This window comes from Nocardiopsis sp. NPDC057823 (assembly GCF_042797335.1).
Lineage (GTDB): Bacteria > Actinomycetota > Actinomycetes > Streptosporangiales > Streptosporangiaceae > Nocardiopsis > Nocardiopsis changdeensis.
Genome location: NZ_JBHVLR010000001.1, coordinates 161,503 through 180,608 on the forward strand (window position 1 = coordinate 161,503; position 19,106 = coordinate 180,608).

Annotated in this window: 17 protein-coding genes; 10 read left to right on the forward strand and 7 right to left on the reverse strand. The window is 74.2% G+C overall.

Annotated features, from left to right (window positions below; translation table 11 throughout):
* Positions 1 to 57: 57 nt before the first annotated feature.
* The 3 genes from ACFVNO_RS00810 to ACFVNO_RS00820 all read right to left on the reverse strand — a co-directional run bounded on the left by ACFVNO_RS00810 (position 58) and on the right by ACFVNO_RS00820 (position 3,269).
* Entirely contained in the window at positions 58 to 948 is an 891-nt protein-coding gene (locus tag ACFVNO_RS00810; protein WP_355263966.1) for a carbohydrate ABC transporter permease, read from the reverse strand.
* Complete coding sequence (locus tag ACFVNO_RS00815) at positions 945 to 1,781, reverse strand: carbohydrate ABC transporter permease (protein WP_355264112.1); 837 nt, start codon at positions 1,779 to 1,781, stop codon at positions 945 to 947. The genes ACFVNO_RS00810 and ACFVNO_RS00815 overlap by 4 nt, the downstream gene beginning before the upstream one ends.
* Before the next feature lie 111 nt (positions 1,782 to 1,892).
* Positions 1,893 to 3,269, reverse strand: coding sequence for an extracellular solute-binding protein (locus ACFVNO_RS00820; protein WP_378888195.1), 1,377 nt, complete (start codon positions 3,267 to 3,269; stop codon positions 1,893 to 1,895).
* Positions 3,270 to 3,446: 177 nt separating this feature from the next.
* Between ACFVNO_RS00820 and ACFVNO_RS00825 the strand changes: the two genes are divergently transcribed.
* Entirely contained in the window at positions 3,447 to 4,646 is a 1,200-nt protein-coding gene (locus ACFVNO_RS00825) for an ROK family transcriptional regulator (RefSeq protein WP_355263960.1), read from the forward strand.
* Positions 4,647 to 4,689: 43 nt separating this feature from the next.
* Here ACFVNO_RS00825 and ACFVNO_RS00830 read toward each other — a convergent pair whose 3' ends face one another.
* Positions 4,690 to 6,285 carry a protein kinase gene (locus tag ACFVNO_RS00830; protein ID WP_378888199.1) on the reverse strand — a complete coding sequence of 532 codons (1,596 nt, stop codon included), beginning with the start codon at positions 6,283 to 6,285 and terminating at the stop codon, positions 4,690 to 4,692.
* Between the two features lie 145 nt (positions 6,286 to 6,430).
* Here ACFVNO_RS00830 and ACFVNO_RS00835 point away from each other — a divergent pair, with 145 nt between their 5' ends.
* From ACFVNO_RS00835 to ACFVNO_RS00845, 3 genes are all read left to right on the forward strand, one after another.
* Positions 6,431 to 7,195: a class I SAM-dependent DNA methyltransferase gene (locus ACFVNO_RS00835; protein WP_378888202.1), complete on the forward strand. Its 765-nt coding sequence runs from the start codon at positions 6,431 to 6,433 to the stop codon at positions 7,193 to 7,195.
* 213 nt (positions 7,196 to 7,408) lie between these two features.
* Entirely contained in the window at positions 7,409 to 9,241 is a 1,833-nt protein-coding gene (locus ACFVNO_RS00840) for a hypothetical protein (RefSeq protein WP_378888205.1), read from the forward strand.
* 1 nt (position 9,242) lies between these two features.
* Positions 9,243 to 9,500, forward strand: coding sequence for a hypothetical protein (locus ACFVNO_RS00845; RefSeq protein WP_355263951.1), 258 nt, complete (start codon positions 9,243 to 9,245; stop codon positions 9,498 to 9,500).
* A gap of 103 nt (positions 9,501 to 9,603) precedes the next feature.
* Here the strand turns inward: ACFVNO_RS00845 and ACFVNO_RS00850 are convergent, their stop codons facing one another.
* On the reverse strand, positions 9,604 to 9,762 hold the full coding sequence (locus ACFVNO_RS00850) for an LPXTG cell wall anchor domain-containing protein (RefSeq protein WP_355263948.1): 159 nt from the start codon (positions 9,760 to 9,762) through the stop codon (positions 9,604 to 9,606).
* Here ACFVNO_RS00850 and ACFVNO_RS00855 point away from each other — a divergent pair.
* The 3 genes from ACFVNO_RS00855 (at position 9,751) to ACFVNO_RS00865 (ending at position 13,097) form a co-directional block, all read left to right on the forward strand.
* Positions 9,751 to 10,692 carry a collagen-like protein gene (locus ACFVNO_RS00855; protein ID WP_378888209.1) on the forward strand — a complete coding sequence of 314 codons (942 nt, stop codon included), beginning with the start codon at positions 9,751 to 9,753 and terminating at the stop codon, positions 10,690 to 10,692. The two genes, ACFVNO_RS00850 and ACFVNO_RS00855, sit on opposite strands and share 12 nt — an antisense overlap.
* 368 nt (positions 10,693 to 11,060) lie before the next feature.
* The gene (locus ACFVNO_RS00860; protein ID WP_378888212.1) at positions 11,061 to 11,726 is read left to right on the forward strand and encodes a DUF4097 family beta strand repeat-containing protein; all 666 of its coding nucleotides are present in this window, start codon (positions 11,061 to 11,063) and stop codon (positions 11,724 to 11,726) included.
* 231 nt (positions 11,727 to 11,957) lie between these two features.
* A complete protein-coding gene (locus ACFVNO_RS00865; RefSeq protein WP_355263939.1) occupies positions 11,958 to 13,097 on the forward strand; it encodes a serine hydrolase in 1,140 nt (379 codons plus the stop codon).
* 239 nt (positions 13,098 to 13,336) lie between these two features.
* On the opposite strand, the gene ACFVNO_RS00870 is transcribed toward ACFVNO_RS00865, so the two are convergent.
* On the reverse strand, positions 13,337 to 13,696 hold the full coding sequence (locus tag ACFVNO_RS00870) for a metalloregulator ArsR/SmtB family transcription factor (protein ID WP_220564671.1): 360 nt from the start codon (positions 13,694 to 13,696) through the stop codon (positions 13,337 to 13,339).
* A 103-nt stretch (positions 13,697 to 13,799) separates the two neighbouring features.
* Here ACFVNO_RS00870 and ACFVNO_RS00875 point away from each other — a divergent pair, with 103 nt between their 5' ends.
* On the forward strand, positions 13,800 to 14,984 hold the full coding sequence (locus ACFVNO_RS00875; RefSeq protein ID WP_355263935.1) for an MFS transporter: 1,185 nt from the start codon (positions 13,800 to 13,802) through the stop codon (positions 14,982 to 14,984).
* Positions 14,985 to 15,275: 291 nt separating this feature from the next.
* Positions 15,276 to 16,490 carry an FAD-dependent monooxygenase gene (locus ACFVNO_RS00880; RefSeq protein ID WP_355263932.1) on the forward strand — a complete coding sequence of 405 codons (1,215 nt, stop codon included), beginning with the start codon at positions 15,276 to 15,278 and terminating at the stop codon, positions 16,488 to 16,490.
* A 4-nt stretch (positions 16,491 to 16,494) separates the two neighbouring features.
* Here ACFVNO_RS00880 and ACFVNO_RS00885 read toward each other — a convergent pair whose 3' ends face one another.
* Positions 16,495 to 17,163, reverse strand: coding sequence for a TetR/AcrR family transcriptional regulator (locus tag ACFVNO_RS00885; RefSeq protein WP_355263929.1), 669 nt, complete (start codon positions 17,161 to 17,163; stop codon positions 16,495 to 16,497).
* A gap of 196 nt (positions 17,164 to 17,359) precedes the next feature.
* On the opposite strand from ACFVNO_RS00885, the gene ACFVNO_RS00890 reads away from it, so the two are divergent.
* Positions 17,360 to 18,958 (forward strand): MFS transporter, encoded by a 1,599-nt coding sequence (locus ACFVNO_RS00890; RefSeq protein ID WP_355263926.1) that lies wholly within the window; start codon positions 17,360 to 17,362, stop codon positions 18,956 to 18,958.
* Positions 18,959 to 19,106 lie beyond the last annotated feature (148 nt).

Here is a 19,106-nt window from a genome sequence, read left to right on the forward strand (position 1 = left end):
CTCCGCACGCGCGCGGGGCGCCCCGGGGAACCGCCGGGGCGCCCCGCCCGTGCTGGCTCAGCCCTTCATTGCGCCGCCCAGGGCGAACCGGCCGCCCATGGCCCGGGACACCGCGACGTACAGCGCCACCACCGGCAGCGTGTACAGCAGCGAGTACGCCGCCAGCTCGCCGTAGCGCACCGACCCGTACTGCCCGAAGAACGTGAACACCCGCACCGCCGCGGGCATCTTGTCCGGGCTGGTCAGCAGGATGAACGGCACGAAGAAGTTCCCCCACGTGCTCACCAGCGTGAAGATCCCGACCACCGCCAGTCCCGGGGCGAGCAGCGGCGCCACCAGGTAGCGGATGGACTGCCAGGTGGACGCCCCGTCGACCCAGGCGGCCTCCTCCAGGGCGATGGGGATGCCGTCGATGAAGTTCTTGGTCAGCCAGATCCCGAACGGCAGCGTACTGGCGGCCAGGAACAGGGTGGTGGCCGGCAGCGAGTTCAGCAGCCCCGCGTTCACGAACAGCCCGTACACCGGCACCATGATCGCCGTGATCGGCAGGCCGGTGGCGAACAGCACCGTGTACAGGAACGGCCGCTTGAACCGCAGCGTGTACCGCGACAGCGGGTACGCCGCCAGCACCGAGCAGAACGCGGTGATGACCGCCGCCCCGCCGCAGGTCAGCACGCTGTTCCAGAGCGGACGGTAGACGATCTCGGGTGTGAGGACGGCCCGGAAGTTGTCCAGCGTGAGCACGCCCGGCAGCCCCGCCCGCAGCGTGGCCTCCCCGTCCACCGACGCGAACAGCATCCACAGCAGCGGCAGCAGGAACAGCAGCGCCAGCACCGCCAGGATCAGGTGCACCAGCACCGCGCCGGCGGCCCTGCCGGGCGACGCGACCGGTGCGACCCGCCGGCGCGGCCGCCCCGGGGTGTCCGGCCTCGGTCTCGGAGCGGTCATGCCTGTTCCTCCCTGCTGAGCATCCGCACGTAGACGACCGAGAAGAGCCCGGCGACCACCAGCAGCGCCAGCGCGATCGCCGTGCCGTACCCCAGGTCGCCCAGGGACAGGGCCTCCCGGTACATCAGCAGCGGCAGGGTCGTGCTGCGCGAGCCGGGACCGCCCGCGGTCATCACGTAGACGAGCGTGAACACCTGCACGGTCTGGAGGGTGATCAGCAGCAGTGTGGTGGCGATCGTGCGCCGCAGCAGCGGCAGGACCACGTACCACAGCACCTGGGGGCCCGACGCCCCGTCCACGCGGGCCGCCTCCTCCAGGTCGCGCGGCACCTCCGACAGCCCGGCCCCGTAGGTCATCATCGAGAAGGCGGTGCCCTTCCAGACGTTGGCCAGGACCACCGCCAGCAGCGGCGCGGTGAACAGCCAGTTCTGCGCACCGATCCCGACGGAGCCGAGCAGCGCGTTGAGGGTGCCCTCGCGTTCGAGGAACGCGTACCACACGAACCCCGCCACCACCTCGGGCACCACCCACGCGCCCACCACCACCGTGCCCACGGCGCCGCGCACGGCCCCGTGCCGGTTGCGCAGCAGCAGCGCCAGCGCCAGGCCCAGCACGGTCTGGCCCAGGATCGAGCCCAGCAGGAACAGGGCGGTGAGCACCGTCGCCGTCCGGAACCCGGGGTCTTGCAGCAGCCGCTCGAAGTTGTCCAGCCCCACGAACCGGGTGTCCGCGGCCTGCGCCCCCGTCAGCGCCTCGTTGGTGAACGAGGCCCACACCGTCCACAGGATGGGGCCGGCGAAGAACGCCAGCAGCAGGAACAGCGCGGGGGCCATCGGGATCACCCAGCGGGCGGCCCCGCCCCGGGCGCGGCCGGAGCGGCGCGCCGGGGGCGGGACCAGGGGCGCCCGGCCGGGGGCCCGGGTCGTCGACACGGTCCCCACGGCTCAGGAACCGCTCGTGACGTTGTCGGGGCCGACGATGCCCTCCACCTCCTGGGCGTAGAGCGCGGCGGCCTCCTCGGGCGTGGCCTCGCCGAGCATCACCGCCTCCATCGCCTCCTGGACCGCGATGGAGACGCGCGGGTACTCGCTGTAGGCCGGGCGGAACCCGGTGATGTCCACCAGCGCCGCGAACTCCTCGGCCATGGGCGCGTTCTCCAGGAACGCGGGGTCCTCGGCGACGTCGGTGCGCACCGGGATCTGGCCGCCCTCGACCGCGAACTTGACCGCGTTCTCCTGGGACAGGGCATAGGTCATGACCTCCCAGGCCAGCTCCGGGTCGGTGGCCCGGCTGCCCATCGACAGCGCCCAGCCCCCGGACATGCTGGTCGCCCCGGCGCCCTGCCCGTTCTGCGTGGGCATGGGGGTGAACGCCATGACGTCCTCCCAGCCGTCCCAGGGCCGGTTGGCCTCGGGGATCCACGACTGGGTGGCCCAGGAGCCCTCCAGGCTGATCGCCAGCTCGCCGGCGGGGAAGCGCTCCTCGTTGTTGACGGTGCCGACGTTGGTGTCCAGGGCGTCCTGCACGTCCAGGCCCAGGCCCTCGTCGAACACGGTCTGCACGAACCCCAGGGAGTCGGTGAACCCCCGGCTGCCGGTGACCCACTTCTGCGACCGGTCGTCGAAGAGGGCGTCCTCGGTGCCCGAGAGCAGCATCTGGAAGCCCTGGAGGGACGCCGCCTCCCCGGCGGGCGTGCCGGAGTAGACGTTGAGCGGGGTGACCTCGTCGCCGAACTCGGCCTTGACCGCGCGGGCGGCGTCCAGCACCTCGTCCCAGGTGGCGGGCTCCCAGGGGGTCTCGACGCCCGCCTGCTCCAGGAGTTCGGTGTTGTACCAGAGCCCGCGGACGTCGGTGCCGAGCATGACGCCGTACCGCTCCCCGGAGAGGGAGGTCACGGCCTGCGCCTCCTGGGTGCTGAACTGTCCCGCGTCCTCCCAGGAGTCGAAGTACTCGTCCAGCGGCATCAGGTATCCGGCGTCGGCGTCCTGGTTGATGGTGAAGGAGTCTTGGTAGATGAGGTCCGGGGCCTCGCTCGCGGAGCCGTTCATGAGGTTGACCTGGGTCTGGTAGTCCTCGGCGGGCGCCTCGACGGCCTGGAGTTCGACGGTGACACCGGGGTTGTCCGCCTCGAACTCCTCCTTCACCTTGCGCATCAGCGAATCCATCGCGATGAAGGTGCCGAACTTCTGGTAGGCGATGCGGACGGTGTTCTCGTCCCTGTCGGCGGCGCCTCCGCCGCAGCCGGTGGCGACGAGCGCCAGCGCGACGGCGGCGGCCGTCGCGGCCGCCGCTCTCGTGGTGTGGGGTCCGGTTCCTTTCATCGTGCGCTCCTGGGGCGATGAGGTGGGGGAACGGTCGACCTTGCCTTGCGGTGCCTTGCTGCGGAGTGATGTATGACACATCATTACTCAAAAGCTTGGATAAAGACAATGGGGTAAGTCGGTGCTTCCAGGGCGGTTACGCTCATGTGGGACCACGAAACCGGAGGGGAGAGGCCCATGGGCACCAACCTGGCCTGGCTCGGCGGGCTCAACCAGAGCCGCGTGCTCGACGCCGTGCGCTCCGCCGACGGGATCAGCCGCGTCGAACTGGCCGCGCAGACCGGGCTGACCGCCCAGACCGTCTCCAACATCGTCCGCCGCCTGCTGGAGGACGGCCTGGTCCGCGAGGACGGCCGGGCCACCTCGCGCGGCGGCAAGCGCGCCACCGTGCTGCGGCTCAACGCCGACGCCTACTACGCCGTCGGTATGCACATCGACCCCGCCTCCACCACCCTCGTCGTCACCGACCTGGCCGGACACGTGGTCGCCCGCACCCGGCGGCGGACCCCCTCCTCCCAGGGGCCCGGCCGGGTCATCGACGCCCTGTGCCGTTCGGTGCGCGCCATCGTCGAGGAGGCGCCCGCGCCCGACCGCATCCTCGGCCTGGGCGTGGCCACCCCCGGGCCCATCGACACCTCCGGCGCCGTCACCCCGCCCCACCTGCCCGGCTGGCGGTCGGTGCCGCTGCGGGAGGTGCTGGAGGAGGGCACCGGGCTCACCACCGTCCTGGACAACGACGCCACCGCCGCCACCATCGGCGAACGCTGGGCGGGTGCCGAGCGGCGCTCGTCCGACATGGCGTTCGTGTACGTGGGCACCGGAGTGGGCGGCGGGTTCGTCCTGGGCGGGCGCGTGTACCGGGGCGGCAGCGGCAACGCCGCCGAGATCGGGCACCTGGTGGTCGACCCCCGCGGTCCCGAGTGCCCCTGCGGGAGCCGCGGCTGCCTGGAGACCTACCTGGCCCCGCACGCCGTCGCCGCCGAGGCCGCCCGCCGCCGGGGCGAGGACGCCGCCGCCTACGAACGCGGGCAGGCGCGCACCGTCGCCGCCTACCGCCGGGTGTGTCGTGAGGCCCGCTCGGGCGACCCGGTCGCGCTGGAGGTCATCGGCGAGGCGGGGCGGCGGCTGGGCGACGCGGGGACGGCGCTGCTCAACATCATCGACGTGCCGCTGCTGGTGCTGGGCGGATGGGGCGTCCCGCACGTCGGCGGCCTCTACCGGGAGGCGCTGTCCGGGGCCATCGCCGAGCGCACCCTGGCCCGGGGCGTGCGCCGGGTGCGGGTGGAGACCTCGGTCATCGGCGAGGACGCGGGCGCCATCGGGGCGGCCTCGCTGGTGCTGCACTCGTCGTACTCGCCGACGGTCGGGGGCGTGTGAGCGCGGGCCCCGGCCGGGCCCGCCCGCCGGGAGCGGGCCGCGCTCACCCGGCGAGGTCGGTGTACTTCTCCCCGGCGGCGGCCCTGAGCCCCTCCCTGGCCTCGGCGAGCCGACGGGCGGCGACGGTCCCCGTGTGCGTCATCAGGCCGAAGAGGGGGATGGAAACGCTCCCGTCCTCCCGCTCCTTCCCCGGGAGCCCCTCGGGCATCCGCGCGCCGGGGGCGGGCAGGAATTCGAGTTCCCCATTGCGTTTCAGGCCGACCCGCTCCACCGCGTTCCAGGGGATGGCGTGGGCCGACCCCATCGAGGAGCCGCTCCAGTGGACGACGGTCATCCCGTGGGGGTCCAGGGTCAGCGCCTCGCGCCCGCTCGCCCACCACGACAGCAGCGTGAACGCGACCGCGGACCCGGCGACGGACAGCACGACCCACCTGTTCGTGTAGAACCCCAGCAGGGTGTCCGGGGAGACGAAGAACAGGGAGAGCAGGGAGAGCAGGCCCGCGGGGACGAGCACCAGCAGCCACAGCAGGAGGGTCGCTTCGGCGCACGTGACGAGGTGCTCCCACCGCGTGGAGTCGTAGGTCCTGCGCCAGTCCGGGGGGAGGAGGGCGGCGGGGGCGGGCTCCGGCTCCGCAGGGGCGGGCTCGGCGACACCGCCGACGGGCGGGGTGTGGTCGGCCCCGAGCGCCTCCGGGGCCTGTACGGCCCCGTGGTCCGCCGTGCCGACGGTGTCGGGAGCCCGGGTGCCGCCGGTCACGGCCGCCTCCGGCTCCCTCTGTTCCGGGACCCGCGCGGCCTCCGCGTCCCGGGCCGGCGTCGGCGTCGGCGCCTCCGGGGAGGCGGAGGCCGCGCGCTCCAGGACCGAGGCGATGGAGGGCCGGGCGGCGGGGTCCTTGGCCAGGCAATCCGCGACCAGGCCGACCAGCTCGTCCGGCACCCCCGACAGGTCCGGCTCCCCGTGCACGATCCGGTACACCAGGGCGGCGATCTCCCCGCCGCGGAAGGGCGACCGCCCGGTGGCCGCGAACACCAGCACGCACCCCAACGCGAACACGTCCGTCGCCGGGCCCGGGACCTCGCCGCGGATCTGCTCCGGGGCCATGAACGCGGGGGTGCCCATGATCCCCGTCGAGGTCATGCCGTCCCCGGAGTCCAGCGCCCGCGCGATGCCGAAGTCGATCAGCCGGGGGCCGTCCCCGCCCATGATCACGTTGCCGGGCTTGAGGTCCCGGTGCACGATCCCCTGTTCGTGCACGGCCGCCAGCCCCTCGGCCAGCCCGGCGGCCAGGGACAGCACCTCGGCGGCGGGCAAGGGGCCGCCGCCGTGCACCGCCTCCGACAGCGACGGCCCGGGAACGTACGCGGTGACCAGCCAGGGCGGGTCGGCGGCGGGGTCGGCGTCCACCACCTGCGCCGTGTAGAAGCCGCCCACCCGGCGGGCCGCCTCCACCTCCCGGGCGAAGCGGCGGCGGAAGCCCTCGTCCCCGGCCAGCTCCGGCCGCACCACCTTCACCGCGACCGTCCGGCCGCCGGGGGATCTGCCCAGGTAGACCCGTCCCATACCGCCGCCGCCCAGGACGCCTTCGAGGCGGTAGCGGCCGACGGTGCGGGGGTCGTCGGGGAGCAGGGGGTCGATCACGGGTCTGTTCCTTCCGGTGCTCTGCCGGTCCTCACAGTGCTTCGGAATCCTCGCAGACGGCGGTGGTTCTGAGAACACGGGGCCTTTTCGGCCGGAACGGAAAAGCGGGTGCGCGGACGGCCGGGCCCGGGTTAGCGTCGCGCCCATGAGCGATGCGAACGGAGCACGGACCGGACCGAAGCCGAACCACTTCGACACCGATGTCGCCGAACACTACGACACCCCCGGCGAGGGCATGTTCGCCCCCGACAAGGTCGACCCGGCGGTCGACCTGCTGGCCGGACTGGCGGGGGAGGGGCGGGCCCTGGAGTTCGCCGTCGGGACCGGGCGCATCGCGCTGCCGCTGGCCGCGCGCGGCGTTCCGGTGCACGGCATCGACCTGTCCCCGGCCATGGTGGAACAGATGCGCGCCAAGCCGGGCGGCGGGGACATCGACGTGGTCATCGGGGACTTCGCCACCACCCGGGTCCCGGGGGAGTTCTCGCTGGTCTACCTGGTCTTCAACACCATCAACAACGTGACCACGCAGGACGAGCAGGTGGAGTGCTTCGTCAACGCGGCCGCGCACCTGGGGCGGGGCGGGCGGTTCGTGGTGGAGGTGGGGGTGCCGGAGCTGCGCAGGCTCCCCAAGGGTCAGAACATGGTGCCGTTCCACGCGGGCGAGGAGGAGTGGGCGTTCGACCTGTACGAGCCCGCGACGCAGCTGTTCAGCTCCAACTACGTGTCGGTCGCGGGCGGCAGGGGGAGCCTGCGGTCCGTCCCGTTCCGGTACGTGTGGCCGGCGGAGCTGGACCTGATGGCGCGGATCGCGGGGATGCGGCTGGTGGAGCGCTGGCAGGACTGGGACCGCACGCCCTTCGGGGACGAGAGCGAGAAGCACGTGTCGGTCTGGGAGAAGGTGCTGGACTGACGCCTCCGGGGGCGGGCGGCGGGACGGCGGCCCCGGACCGGGGCCGGAACCGGCCAGGGGTCGGGGACGTCCGGGTATGGTCCGCGACCCTGTGTCTCCGTTAGGGTGCGGTGCGTGCTCGGGCCGAGGCGCCTCGGTTCCGTACCGGGCACGGACCGGACCCCGCCCCCGTCCGCGGTCGCTGTTCCGGAACAGCCGAACGATGGAGGTCCGATGCCCGACCCCGCCGCCCTCGCCGCGCACGTCATGCCGCCCGTGGTGCACGCCGTACGGACCTACGGTCCGGGGGCTCCGGACGCGGACCCCGCACACCACCCGGGGGTGCGGCTCCTCGCCCTCCTCACCTCCCACCGCCGGTTCGGGCCGGGGATCCGCGGTGCCGTCGCGGAGCTCGCCGCGGCGCCCGCCGACCCGGCCCGCCTGAGCGTGCTGCACGCCCGGATCGCCGAAGCCCTGGCCGGGGACGCCGGGCTGGCGGCCGGGGCCGCTGCCGTGTCGCCGCCGTCCGCCGCCCCGCCGGGGGCGTGGGGGCCGTCGGCCGGGCCCCCGGCGCGGCCCGCCCCGTCGTCGGGGCGTGTGGGGGGAATGGCGATCGGCGCCGCGGTCCTGGGCGGACTCGGGTTCCTGCTGGTGCCGATCCCCTTCGCGATCGTCCTCTCCGCCATCGTCCTGACCCGGGCCCTGCGGCGCCCGGCGGCGGACGCCGCCGACCCCTCCGGCGCCGCGCCCCCGACCGGAGCGGCACCGGGCGGCCCGGGGGCCGGCCCCGTCGGCGGCCCGCCCCCGGCGGGCGAGCTCCCGGGAGCCGCCGCGGCCGGAGGACCGCCTCCCCCGGGGGACGGCCCGGCCGCGGGTGCCGCGGGCGGGCCGGTCGAGGCCGGGGTGTTCCCCGGGCAGGCCCCCGCCTCACCGGCGGGCTCGGCCGCCCCCGAGCCGTCGTCCGCCGCGTCCGGAGCGCCCGGCTCCCCGGCCGGGGCGTCCGACGCCGGAGCGGTCCCCCCGCCCGGCGCGGCCCCGTCGCCGGCCGGATCGCCCGGTGGCGGTACGGCACCGCCCGCCGGCCGGCCCGGCTCCCCCGCCGAGTCCGCGGACGGCCCGGCACACGGCGAGGCCCCCCTCGCGGACTCACCGGGATCCCCGGCGAACGCCCCGTTCGAGGACCGGACCCGGTCCGCCTCCGCCGAGGCCCAGGGCTCCCCGGCACCGGCCGACGCCCCAGCGGAACCGGCGGCGCACACGGCCGGCGCCCCGCCGGCCACGGAGCCGGCCGCCGCGGGCCCGAGCCCTGCGGACGCCTCGCCGGGTGCCGGTGCGCAGCCGCAGGCGGGGCCCGCCTCCCCGCAGTCGCATACGGCGCCCGCCTCCCCGCAGCCGCACGCGGCGCCCGCCGATCCCGGGACGGGAGCGGGCGCCCGGACGGCCGGACCCTCCGGGGCGGAGCCGCCGCCGGGCGGCCCCCTCACCCCCTCCGGCGGCGGGGGCGTCCCGGCGGCCGCGGGGGCGGGCGCCGCGGCCGGGGGGACGGCGGTCGTCCAGATCGTCCTGGCGATCCTCGCCCTCGTCCTCTCCGGGGTGTGGGGGCTGGGGTGGACGGGCGTCGCCGTCGTCGCCGCGAACTACGAGGAGCCCACCTACGCCGCCACCTGCGAGCCGCCGCCCGGGTACGCCAACGCGTGCACGCTGGAGCCGGGGGACTGCTTCATGCTGCCCTCGTTCGAGGAGGAGTTCCCGGAGGTGGAGCTGACCTCCTGCGACGAGTCCCACGACGCCCAGGCGATCGGCGCCTTCACCGCGCCCGCGGGGGACTGGCCGGGCATGGCCGGGTTCGCCTCGGCCAGCGAGACCGAGTGTTCGCCCATCGCCGACCGCAACGTCGACGCCTCCCTGATGTCGCCCTCGGACCAGCTCGGCTTCATCGCCCCCAACCGCGCCTCCTGGGACTTCGGCGTCGACCACGTCACCTGCATCGTCTTCACGGAGGACGCCTCGTGGACCTCGTCCGTCCTGGTCCCGGGAGCGGACCTGTCGATCCCGACGGGGTACTGAGATGCCGGGCAGGCGCGCACGGCGCGAGCGCGAGCGCGGGCGTGCGCGCGAGAGCTCGGAGAGGCACGCGGCGGGGCGGTGGGAGGTGCTCTTCGAGACCTCGGACCAGGCGGAGATGCGGGCCTACCGGGAGCGCGAGCGGGAGGCGCTGCGGCGGTACCGGGAGGACGACCTGAGGATCGACGTCCTGTGCGGGCGGACGCGGCAGGAGACGTGGTACCGCCTGAGCGCCTTCGTGCCGGGGCGGCCGGGGGAGTGAGGCGCCCGCGCCCTCCCCGCGCGCCTGCGGGCCGGCGCGCACGGGGCGGGCCCGCGCCGAGAGGGGCGCGGGCCCGAGCGGGACGGTCATTTCACGGGCGGGTTCAGCCGGGCTCGTCCCCGGGACGGCGGCGACCCAGGATCAGCGCGGCGACTCCGGCGAGCGTGGCCAGGAGGCCGCCCACGGCCGGGACGGCGGCCGAGGCGCCGGTCTTCGGGAGTTCGGGCTGTCCGGGCGCCTCCGGGCCCGGGTGCTCCGGCACCCCCGGCCCCCCGGGTTCACACGGTTCCCCCGGCTTTCCGGGCTCCCCGGGCTCACCCGGTTCGCACGGCTCCGTGGGCTCCCCGGGTTCACACGGTTCCGTGGGTTCACCCGGTTCGCACGGCTCGCCGGGCTCGCACGGTTCTCCGGGCTTCCCGGGTTCTCCGGGTTCGCACGGTTCTCCAGGTTCTCCCGGCTCACCGGGTTCCCCCGGTTCTCCTGGTTCGCACGGCTCTCCCGGCTTCCCGGGTTCTCCGGGTTCGCACGGCTCTCCTGGTTCTCCCGGCTCACCGGGTTCCCCCGGTTCTCCTGGTTCGCACGGCTCTCCCGGCTTCCCGGGTTCCCCGTGTTCACACGGCTCGCCCGGCTCTCCGGGTTCTCCCGGTTCCCCGGGCTCCCCGGGTTCCCCGGGCTCACCGGGTTCCCCAGGTTCACCCGGCTCCCCGGGTTCCCCGGGCTCACCGGGTTCCCCAGGTTCACCCGGCTCTCCGGGTTCCCCGGGCTCTCCGGGTTCCCCGGGCTCCCCGGGTTCCCCGGGCTCACCGGGTTCCCCGGGCTCACCGGGTTCCCCGGGTTCGCCCGGCTCACCGGGGCCCGGGTAGCCGGGCTCCGGGTATCCACCGCGCTCCGCGGACTTGTACACCTGCTCCACAGCGATCTCCGGCAGGAGGACCTGTGGCTGATCGCTCAGCGCGCGCTCCACCGCCTGTTCGATGTCCACCGCTGTGCCGGCCTCCGGCTCGGCGAGAACGGGAGACGTGCTCCACAGGAACGGGGCGACGAACACCGCGCCGGTGAAGGCGGCGGCCATCCGTACGAGGCTGCGGGCACTGATGGACTGGGCGGCCTTCGGGGCCGACTTCGGGCAATGGTCCATGTCCGAATCGTCGATAATTCATCGCTTAAAGTCACTGATAGCCACTCTCAGTAACGGCAAAGCGATCACAAAACCCGCGCAAACAGGTGGATCGTTCTGCTGTGTCGGGCCTCCGCCCGCTTATCGACCGCCTACGCGTCGAAGATCGACGTCCTCCTTGTGGAGCCGTCGAGCACGCCGCCGTATCGGACGTCGACCCCCGGGGCGTCCGGGGGACGGTCCCGTCGGCCCGCGGCTAGCGTTCATCCTTCTCTCATTGCAAGGGTTCGGGATGGCGGTGTTGCGTTAGATTTAGAGCCATTGCAACGATTTCAGAGAATCTACCTGCGATAACAAGAGTTGCTCGCAACATTGATATTGCCCAATCCATGAATGCAACGTAGCGTTTCCATCAACAGAAACACACTGACAAGGAGTGGACAATGCAGAGCTTCGACACCCCCGCCCCCGTCTCCGTCATCCTCGACATCCCCGCCGGCCGCATCGGCCTCATCGCCGCCGACCGCCCCGACACCACGGTCGATGTCCTGCCCGCCGACCCCGCCAAGGGCCGCGACGTGAAGGCCGCCGAGCAGATCACGGTCTCCTTCGCCGACGGTGTCCTGCGCATCCAGGCCCCCGAGGCCCGGAACCGGATCTTCGGCGACTCCGGGTCGGTCGAGGTGACCGTCCACCTGCCCGCCGGCTCGCGCGTCGAGGCCAGGGCGGCCGCCGCCGGGTTCCGCGGTGCCGGCCGGCTCGGCGAGGTCTCCTACGAGGCCGCCCAGGGGCCGGTCGAGATCGAGGAGGCCGCCGGCGCCGACATCGCCATCCAGGACGGCGGCATCACCGTCGGCCGCCTCACCGGCCCCGCCCGGCTCGGCACCGCCAAGGGCGACGTCCGCGTCGACGAGGCGGTGCGCGGCGAGCTCGTGCTGAGCACCCAGGACGGTGACATCTCGGTCGCCGCGGCCGCCGGGGTCTCCGCCTCCCTGGACGCCGGCACCTCCTACGGCCGCATCGACAACGCCCTCAAGAACGACGGCACCCCCGGCCTCGACATCCGCGCCACCACCACCCGCGGCGACATCGCCGCCCGCAGCCTCTAGGGCGTGTTCGGTGGATGCTTTCGAGCGTTTCGGCGCTTGCGCCGAATGTCGGGAGCGGCCGCGAGGCGATCTCTCGCAAGACGGCCGGCGCAGGTCAGCCCGGGGTCGGCTGTCCAAGCGCAGGCGGCGCAGCGAGAGGAGGCCTCACGGCCGCGACCCGGAATGATCCGCCGAACACGCCCTAGCCCGACCGCCCCCCCGACCCGCCCCCCGGCACCGAAGGAGCACACCATGACCGACACCCCGACCGTCCACGCCGAACCCGCCCCGCCGACCACCCCCGACCCTGCCGGGCCGGACCGCCCGGAACTCCGTAAGGCCGTCGAAGAGGTCGTCGCCCGCGGCTTCGCCGGATTCCAGCTGCGGGTGCACGACGAGCAGGGAGCCTGGACCGGCAGCGCCGGAGTGCGCGAGCTGGGCGGGACCGAGGAGCCGCCGACCGACGGCCACTTCTGGATCGGCAGCACCACCAAGACCTTCGTCGCGACCCTGGTCCTGCTCCTGGTGGCCGACGGCCTGATCGGGCTGGACGACCCGGTGGCGGACCGACTGCCCGCGTTCGGCCTGGACGGGCGGATCACGGTGCGCATGCTGCTCCAGCACACCAGCGGGCTGTACAACTACACTGGCGAACTCGAGCCCGACGGGACGATGGTCCTGGGCATCGACGCGGTCGGTGAGGTGTGGGCGCGCAACCGGTTCCGCTCCTACCGGCCCGAGGAGCTCGTCCGGTTCTCCCTGGAGCGCCCGGCGCGGTTCGAGCCGGGGGCGGACTGGAGCTACTCCAACACCAACTACACGCTGGCCGTGCTGTTGATCGAGGAGGTCACCGGCCGCACGTACGCCGAGGAGATGCGGCGGCGGATCCTGGACCCGCTCGGGCTGTCGGGCACCGCGGTTCCCGGCGACTCGCCGGACCTGCCCGCGCCCCACGCCCACGGCTACCTCTCCTACGAGGCCGACGGCGAGCGGACGACGGTCGACGTCACCCGCCAGAACCTCTCGCTGCTGGTCGGCGCCGGCGACATGTACTCCACCACCCGGGACCTGCACCTCTTCTTCTCCGCGCTGCTGGGCGGCGGGATCCTGCCGGAGCCGCTGCTGGAGCAGATGCGCGACCCGCACCCGAAGATCGGCTACGGGCTGGGACTGTTCGTGCAGGACCTGGGGCCGGACCGCGGCACGGTCCTCCACCACAACGGCAGCCCGCCCGGGGGCTACGGGGCGCTGATGGTCGCCTCTCCTGACGGGAGCACGACCCTGACCGCCTCGCTGACCATGGGCGACGCCGACATCGACCCGGCACAGGTGTTCCCCGGCGTGCTGGACCTGCTCTTCACGGCGGTGTTCCCCGCCGGACGGGCCGGATAGCCGTCCGGGACGCGCCGGATCCGCCGGGTCCGGCGCGTCCCGCGCGTGCGCGGACGCCGGCCGGGCGGCCGCGCCCGTCGCGTGAGGGGCCGTGGGGCTCCGGGAGGCGATCCCGGGGCCCTCCCTCACACGCGGGACCCGGCCTCCGCGGCCGCGGGGCGCGTCCGTCCACAGGCCGATTCCCGCCGCCGACGAAGGTCAGCCCCCGCCCCGTCCCGCCCCGACGGAAGTCGGCGCCGTCACTCGTGGAAGGGCTCGCCGGTCACCACGTGGTCCGCGTGGCTGAGGGCCTCCAGGACCAGTCTGCGCAGGTGGCCGTCGGCCAGGCTGTAGATCACGTTCCGCGAGCGCCTGCGCGACTCCACCAGTCCCGCCAGGCGCAGCTTGGCCAGGTGCTGTGACACCGCCGTCCGCGAGGCCCCGCAGGCCTCGGTGAGGCGGCCGACGTCGGCCTCCTGCTCCGCCAGCAGCCACAGCAGGTGCAGGCGGGTCGGGTCGGAGAGCAGGGCGAACACCCCCGCCGCCACGGCGAGCCGCTCGGGTTCGGGTGGGGCCGGGTGGGACAGGCTGGGCGCCCGCCGTTCGTCGCTGGTCCGCATGTGCGCAGTCTAGGCGGGCGAACGTTCTATCAACATGTGCGTACTTGCGCACATGTATGATTCGGGGAAACCGCCCCGTCCCCGATCCCCTCGGAGGTGCCCCGTGTGGCGTGCTCTCGTGGACTTCCCCGCCTACCGGCGCATGTTCGCCGCGCAGGTGGTCGCCCTCGCCGGAACGGGCCTGGCCACCGTGGCCCTCGGACTGCTCGCCTTCGCCCTCGCCGGTGACCGCGCCGCCGCGGTCGTCGCCACCGCCCTGACCATCAAGATGGTCGCCTACGTCGGCGCGGGCCCCCTGCTCACCGCCGCCCTCGTGCGGGTCCCCCGGCGCGCGGTCCTGGTGGGCGCCGACGCGGTGCGGGCGCTCGCCGTCGCCGCGCTGCCCTGGGTCGACCAGGTGTGGCACGTGTACGTCCTGATCGCCGTCCTCCAGTGCGCCTCCGCCGTCTTCACCCCCGCCTTCCAGGCCGTCATCCCCGAGCTGGTCGACGACCGCGGCTACACAGGCGCCCTCGCCCTCTCCCGCCTGGCCTACGACCTGGAGGCCCTCGCCTCGCCCCTGCTCGCCGCCGCGCTGCTCGCCCTCGTCCCGTTCCACGGCCTCTTCGCGCTGACCGCCGTCTCCTTCGCCGCCTCCGCCGCCCTGGTGCTCACCACCGCGCTGCCGCGGGACACCGGCGACCCCCGCCGGGCCGCCGCCTCCTGGCGGGTCTTCGCCACCGATCCCCGGCTGCGCGCCGTCGTCCTCCTCGACCTCGCCGCCGCCGTGGTCACCGCGCTGGTCCTGGTCGACACCGTGGTCCTGGTCCGCGCGCACCTGGGCGGCACCGACGCGGGGGTGGCGGTGGCGCTGGCTTTCTTCGGCGCGGGCTCCATGGCGGTCGCCTTCGCCCTGGGCCGCCTGGTGGACCGGTTCGGGACCCGGGCGCTCATGGTCGCCGGCCCCGCCGTGCTGGCCGCCGGGTCCGCCTTCCTGGCGGCCGGCTGGGCGCTCGCCCCCGGCTTCGCCGTGCTCGCGGCGGGCTGGACGGTCCTGGGCCTGGGGTGCTCGCTGATCGCCGCCCCCTCCGGGCGGGTGCTGCGGGACGCCGCCCCGGAGGGCGGCCTGGCCGGGGTGCTGGCCGCGCGGTTCGCGCTCTCCCACGCGTGCTTCCTGGTCACCTACCCCCTCGCCGGATGGGCCGGCGGCCTGGACCCCGCGGCGGTGTTCGCCGGGGCGGGCGCCGCGGTCGCGGTGTGCGGCGCGGCCGCGGTGCTGCTATGGCGTCCGCGGACCGCGAACCCCTAGGGGGGCACCCCCGCTCGTCCCGGATTTCGGTCGTGGCCGTTTGAAAACAGGTCACAAATGACCCGAAAAAATGTAGGTTCGTGCAACAAGCCCGCGGCGGTTCACGACACCAGGAGGCCCCCGTGTCCACCCGGAACCCGACCGTCCCCCTCTCCGGGGGCCGGGGAGCCCCCGACCACCCGGGGGACGGCGTCCGAACAGGAGATACGGGGCCCGCGGACGGGTAGGGTCCCCTTGCCGGGCCCGTATCCCGTCCGCCGCACCGGCGTCCACCACACCAGGAGGTAATGCGTGCCCACCCGGAACAGGACCGTTCTCGTCGTCGGCGCAGGCGTGGCCGGTTCCGCCTTCGCCCACTGGGCCGCCCGGCACGGCTTCGCCCCCACCGTCGTGGACCGGGAACCCCGGCTCTCCTCCCGGCTGTCCCGCCTGGAGATCGGCTTCGGCGGCATCGGCGTCCTCGAACGCATGGGCCTGCTCGACCGCCTCGCCGACGAGGTCGGCCCCCCGCCCGCCGTCGAGTTCCGCTTCGGCGAGGACGGCGACCCCGTCCGCTGCCCCGCGCCCCCGGCCGAACACTCCCTGGTGGTCCGCCGCGATCCCCTGCTGCGCGAACTGCGGGACCTGACCGGCTCCGACGCCGAGTTCCTGTTCGGGGACTCCGTCACCGCCCTGCGGGAGACGCCCGACGGCGTCGACGTGGAGTTCGAGAACGGCCCGCCCCGCCGGTTCGACCTGGTCGTCGGCGCGGACGGCCTGCACTCGACCGTGCGCGACCTCGCCTTCGAGGGGACGGCCGCCGACCACATCCACGACCTCGGCGTCACCGTCGCGGTGTTCACCGTCCCCGACTTCACGGGCCAGCACGCCCTGTCCACCGTCCTGGTCAAGCCCGGCCGCGGCGCCATGCTCACCGACATCCCCGGGGAGGACGCCCTGGAGGCCGTCCTGCTCCGCCGCAGGCCGTACGGCGAGCGCGACGCCGGGCGGGAGACCCCCGAGGACCTGGCCCGGGCCTTCGCCGGCGACGGCGGGGAGATCCCGCGCATCCTCGACGAGATGTCCCGCGCCGACGTGCAGATCGCCCCGACCCGGCAGGTCCGGCTGGACACCTGGAGCCGCGGCCGGGTGGTGCTGCTCGGCAACGCCGCCTTCTGCGCCGACCCCATGTCCGGCATGGACACGGTGCTGGCCCTCAAGGGCGCCATGTCGCTGGCCGGCGAGCTCGCCCGGGTCGCCGGCGACCACCGGGCGGGCTTCTTCGCCTACGAGGCCGCCATGCGCCCGCACGTGGAGCACGCCCAGCGGATGGGCGAGGACACCGTCGACGGGGCGGCGCCCTCCGGCGGGTCGAGCGGCCTGCGGGTGATGCGCACGGCCCTGCGCGCGGAGCTGCTGGCGAGCAAGGTGATCTCGCTCTTCACCGGCGGGAACGGCATCGCCGAGACGGGACCGGAGTTCCCCTTCGAGCGCTACCTGCCCGCGGGGGAGCGCGGCACCGTCTGACGCCTCAGCCCGCGGCCGGGGTGCCCCAGCCGGACCCGATGGCCTCGGGGACCAGCTCCAGCTGGCGCATGAAGCAGCCCAGCAGGCCGGAGAGGCCGGCGGCCCCCGCCCTCTCCCACTCCTCGTGCCCGTTGGAGAGCGCCGCGAAGAAGACCGCCGACACCAGCTCGGGCCGGGGGTCGCCGGGCTCGGCGCCGGTGCGCAGCGCGATCGCCTCCGCGAGCCGGGACTGGCGGCGCCGGCAGTAGGTCATGCCGGTGCGCACCAGCTCGGGGCTCTCCGCGATGATCTCGGCCGCACCGCCCTTGAAGTGGTGCATCGCCGTCCGGCTCAGCGTCTCCCAGTGGTCGCGCATGGCGTTGCGCAGCGCCTCGAAGGGCGCCTCGTCGGCGGGGCGGGCCAGCAGGTGCTCGATGAGGACGTCGTCGACGCTCTCCATCGCCTCCAGGACCACGTCCTCCTTGGTGGGGAAGTACCGGAAGAACGTGCGCTGGGAGACGCCCGCCCTGGCGGCGATCTCCTCGGTGGTGGTGTTCCCGTAGCCCTGTTCGTGGAACAGGCGCAGCCCCGTCTCGATGAGCGCTCTGCGCGTGCGCGCCTTCTTGGCCTCGCGCAGCCCCGGGCGGCAGTCCCCGGTGACCTCCCCGACGGCGTCGGGGCTCGTCGTGCTCATGGACGCGCCTCCTGTCCCCATGGTGTCGCCACGGTTTCCCCCCGGTGTCCCCCCGGAGGCCCTTACCTGGAGGATACCTCTGCGCCCATGTGGTGTCAGTCACTGTAAAAAGTCAGTGGCTGACAAGTGTCAGTGGCTGTCATAATCTCGGAGCACAGTGGACCGGGGCATCCGGAAGACCGTTCAGGGGGATCACATGACCGCGCAGACCACACCGCCCGCGACCGCCGCGCCGCCCGGCCGGCCGGCGTCCGCCTGGACGCGCAGCCCCTGGGCGACGCTGGTCGCCATCGCGTTCGGCGTGATGATGGTGGCGCTGGACGGCACGATCGTGGCGGTCGCCAACCCCGCCATCGGCGCCTCGCTGGGCGCCTCCCTGGCCGAACTCCAATGGGTCACCCACGGCTACCTCTTGGGCCTGGCCGTCTTCCTCATCACCGCGGGCAAGCTCGCCGACAGGTTCGGCCACCGCCGCGTCTACCTGGTGGGCGTGGTCGGGTTCGTCGCCTCGTCGGTGGCGATCGCGCTGTCCTCCGGCGTCATCATGCTGGTGGCCTTCCGCATCGCACAAGGCGTTTTCGGCGCGCTGCTGCTGCCCTCGGCCATGGGCCTGCTGCGCTCGGTGTTCCCGCCCAGCAGGCTCGGCCGGGCCTTCGGCGTGTTCGGCAGCCTCATCGGCGCCTCCACCGCCGCCGGGCCGATCGTCGGCGGCCTGCTGGTGGGCTCGTTCGGCTGGGAGGCGGTCTTCTACATCAACGTCCCGGTCGGCGCGGTCGCGCTGGGCCTGGGCCTGTGGCTGCTCGCCGCCAACCGCCCCACCGACGCCGGCGGCCGCCTGGACCTCCCCGGCATCGTCCTGGTCAGCGTCGCCGTGTTCGCCCTGGTGTGGGCGCTGGTCGAGGCGCCGGTGGTGGGCTGGACGCACCCGGTGACCCTGGTCTCGCTCGGTGCCGCCCTGCTCCTGGGCCTGGCCTTCGTGCTGTGGGAGCGCCGCCCCGAACAGCCGCTGCTGCCGCTGTCCCTGTTCGCCGACCGGTCGGTGTCCATCGGCGTCGTGCTCACCGTCGTGATGGCCGTGAGCCTCATGGGCTCGCTGTTCTTCGTGACCTTCTACCTCCAGGGCGTGCGCGGTCTGACCCCCGCGCAGACCGGGATGCAGCTCATCGCGATGACCGCCACCATGGCCGTCACCTCGCCGCTGGCGGGACGCCTGCTGGACCGGGTCGGCGCGAAGCCGCCCACCACGGCGGGCCTGCTGTCCGGGTCGGTCGGCATGTTCCTGCTCTCGGGCATGGACGCCGACACCGGCGTCCTGTACACCTCCGCCGCCTTCCTGCTGCTGGGCGCGGGCCTGAGCCTGGTCATGACCGGTGCGACCGCCGCGATCATCGGCAACGCGCCCGTGCGGCTGGCCGGGGTGGCCTCGGCGCTCCAGCAGGCCGCCATGCAGCTGGGCGGCTCGCTGGGCACGGCCGTCCTGGGCGCGGTCATGTCCGGGACGATCCTGGCCACCCTGCCCGGGCACCTCGCGGCGGCCGGGCAGGACGTCCCCTCGGCGGCCGGGCTCGCCGCCGTGCAGAGCACCGTCGCCCAGGGCGGGGCGGTGGTCCCCGAGGGGGCCGCCGCGGAGGTCGCCGAGGCGGTCACCCGCGCCAGCAACCTGGCCTTCCTGGACGGGCTCCAGCTGGCCTTCCTCATCGCGTCCGGACTGCTCATGGCCGGTGCGATCCTGTCGCTGTTCATGCGCGCCGGGCGGATGGAGGACGACCAGGAGGCCCCCGTCGTCCACGTGTGAGCGCGCCGGGCGGGAGACCCCTGCGGGAAGGGGGAGGGGCGGGGCCGCACGGCCCCGCCCCAGCCCGGTGCCCGGGCAGATGAGGTGGTGGAGTGCCCGGTGGTGCGGTTGTTACCCACCCGAAGGTCCCAGCCCGAGGGGGTGAACC

Coding starts and splice junctions, on each gene's coding strand:
- ACFVNO_RS00810 (WP_355263966.1), bottom strand. CDS start 948: ATGACCGCTCCGAGACCGAGGCCGGACACCCCGGGGCGGCCGCGCCGG.
- ACFVNO_RS00870 (WP_220564671.1), bottom strand. CDS start 13,696: ATGCGGACCAGCGACGAACGGCGGGCGCCCAGCCTGTCCCACCCGGCC.
- ACFVNO_RS00845 (WP_355263951.1), top strand. CDS start 9,243: ATGCCGGGCAGGCGCGCACGGCGCGAGCGCGAGCGCGGGCGTGCGCGC.
- ACFVNO_RS00835 (WP_378888202.1), top strand. CDS start 6,431: ATGAGCGATGCGAACGGAGCACGGACCGGACCGAAGCCGAACCACTTC.
- ACFVNO_RS00820 (WP_378888195.1), bottom strand. CDS start 3,269: ATGAAAGGAACCGGACCCCACACCACGAGAGCGGCGGCCGCGACGGCC.
- ACFVNO_RS00815 (WP_355264112.1), bottom strand. CDS start 1,781: ATGGCCCCCGCGCTGTTCCTGCTGCTGGCGTTCTTCGCCGGCCCCATC.
- ACFVNO_RS00860 (WP_378888212.1), top strand. CDS start 11,061: ATGCAGAGCTTCGACACCCCCGCCCCCGTCTCCGTCATCCTCGACATC.
- ACFVNO_RS00885 (WP_355263929.1), bottom strand. CDS start 17,163: ATGAGCACGACGAGCCCCGACGCCGTCGGGGAGGTCACCGGGGACTGC.
- ACFVNO_RS00840 (WP_378888205.1), top strand. CDS start 7,409: ATGCCCGACCCCGCCGCCCTCGCCGCGCACGTCATGCCGCCCGTGGTG.
- ACFVNO_RS00890 (WP_355263926.1), top strand. CDS start 17,360: ATGACCGCGCAGACCACACCGCCCGCGACCGCCGCGCCGCCCGGCCGG.
- ACFVNO_RS00825 (WP_355263960.1), top strand. CDS start 3,447: ATGGGCACCAACCTGGCCTGGCTCGGCGGGCTCAACCAGAGCCGCGTG.
- ACFVNO_RS00865 (WP_355263939.1), top strand. CDS start 11,958: ATGACCGACACCCCGACCGTCCACGCCGAACCCGCCCCGCCGACCACC.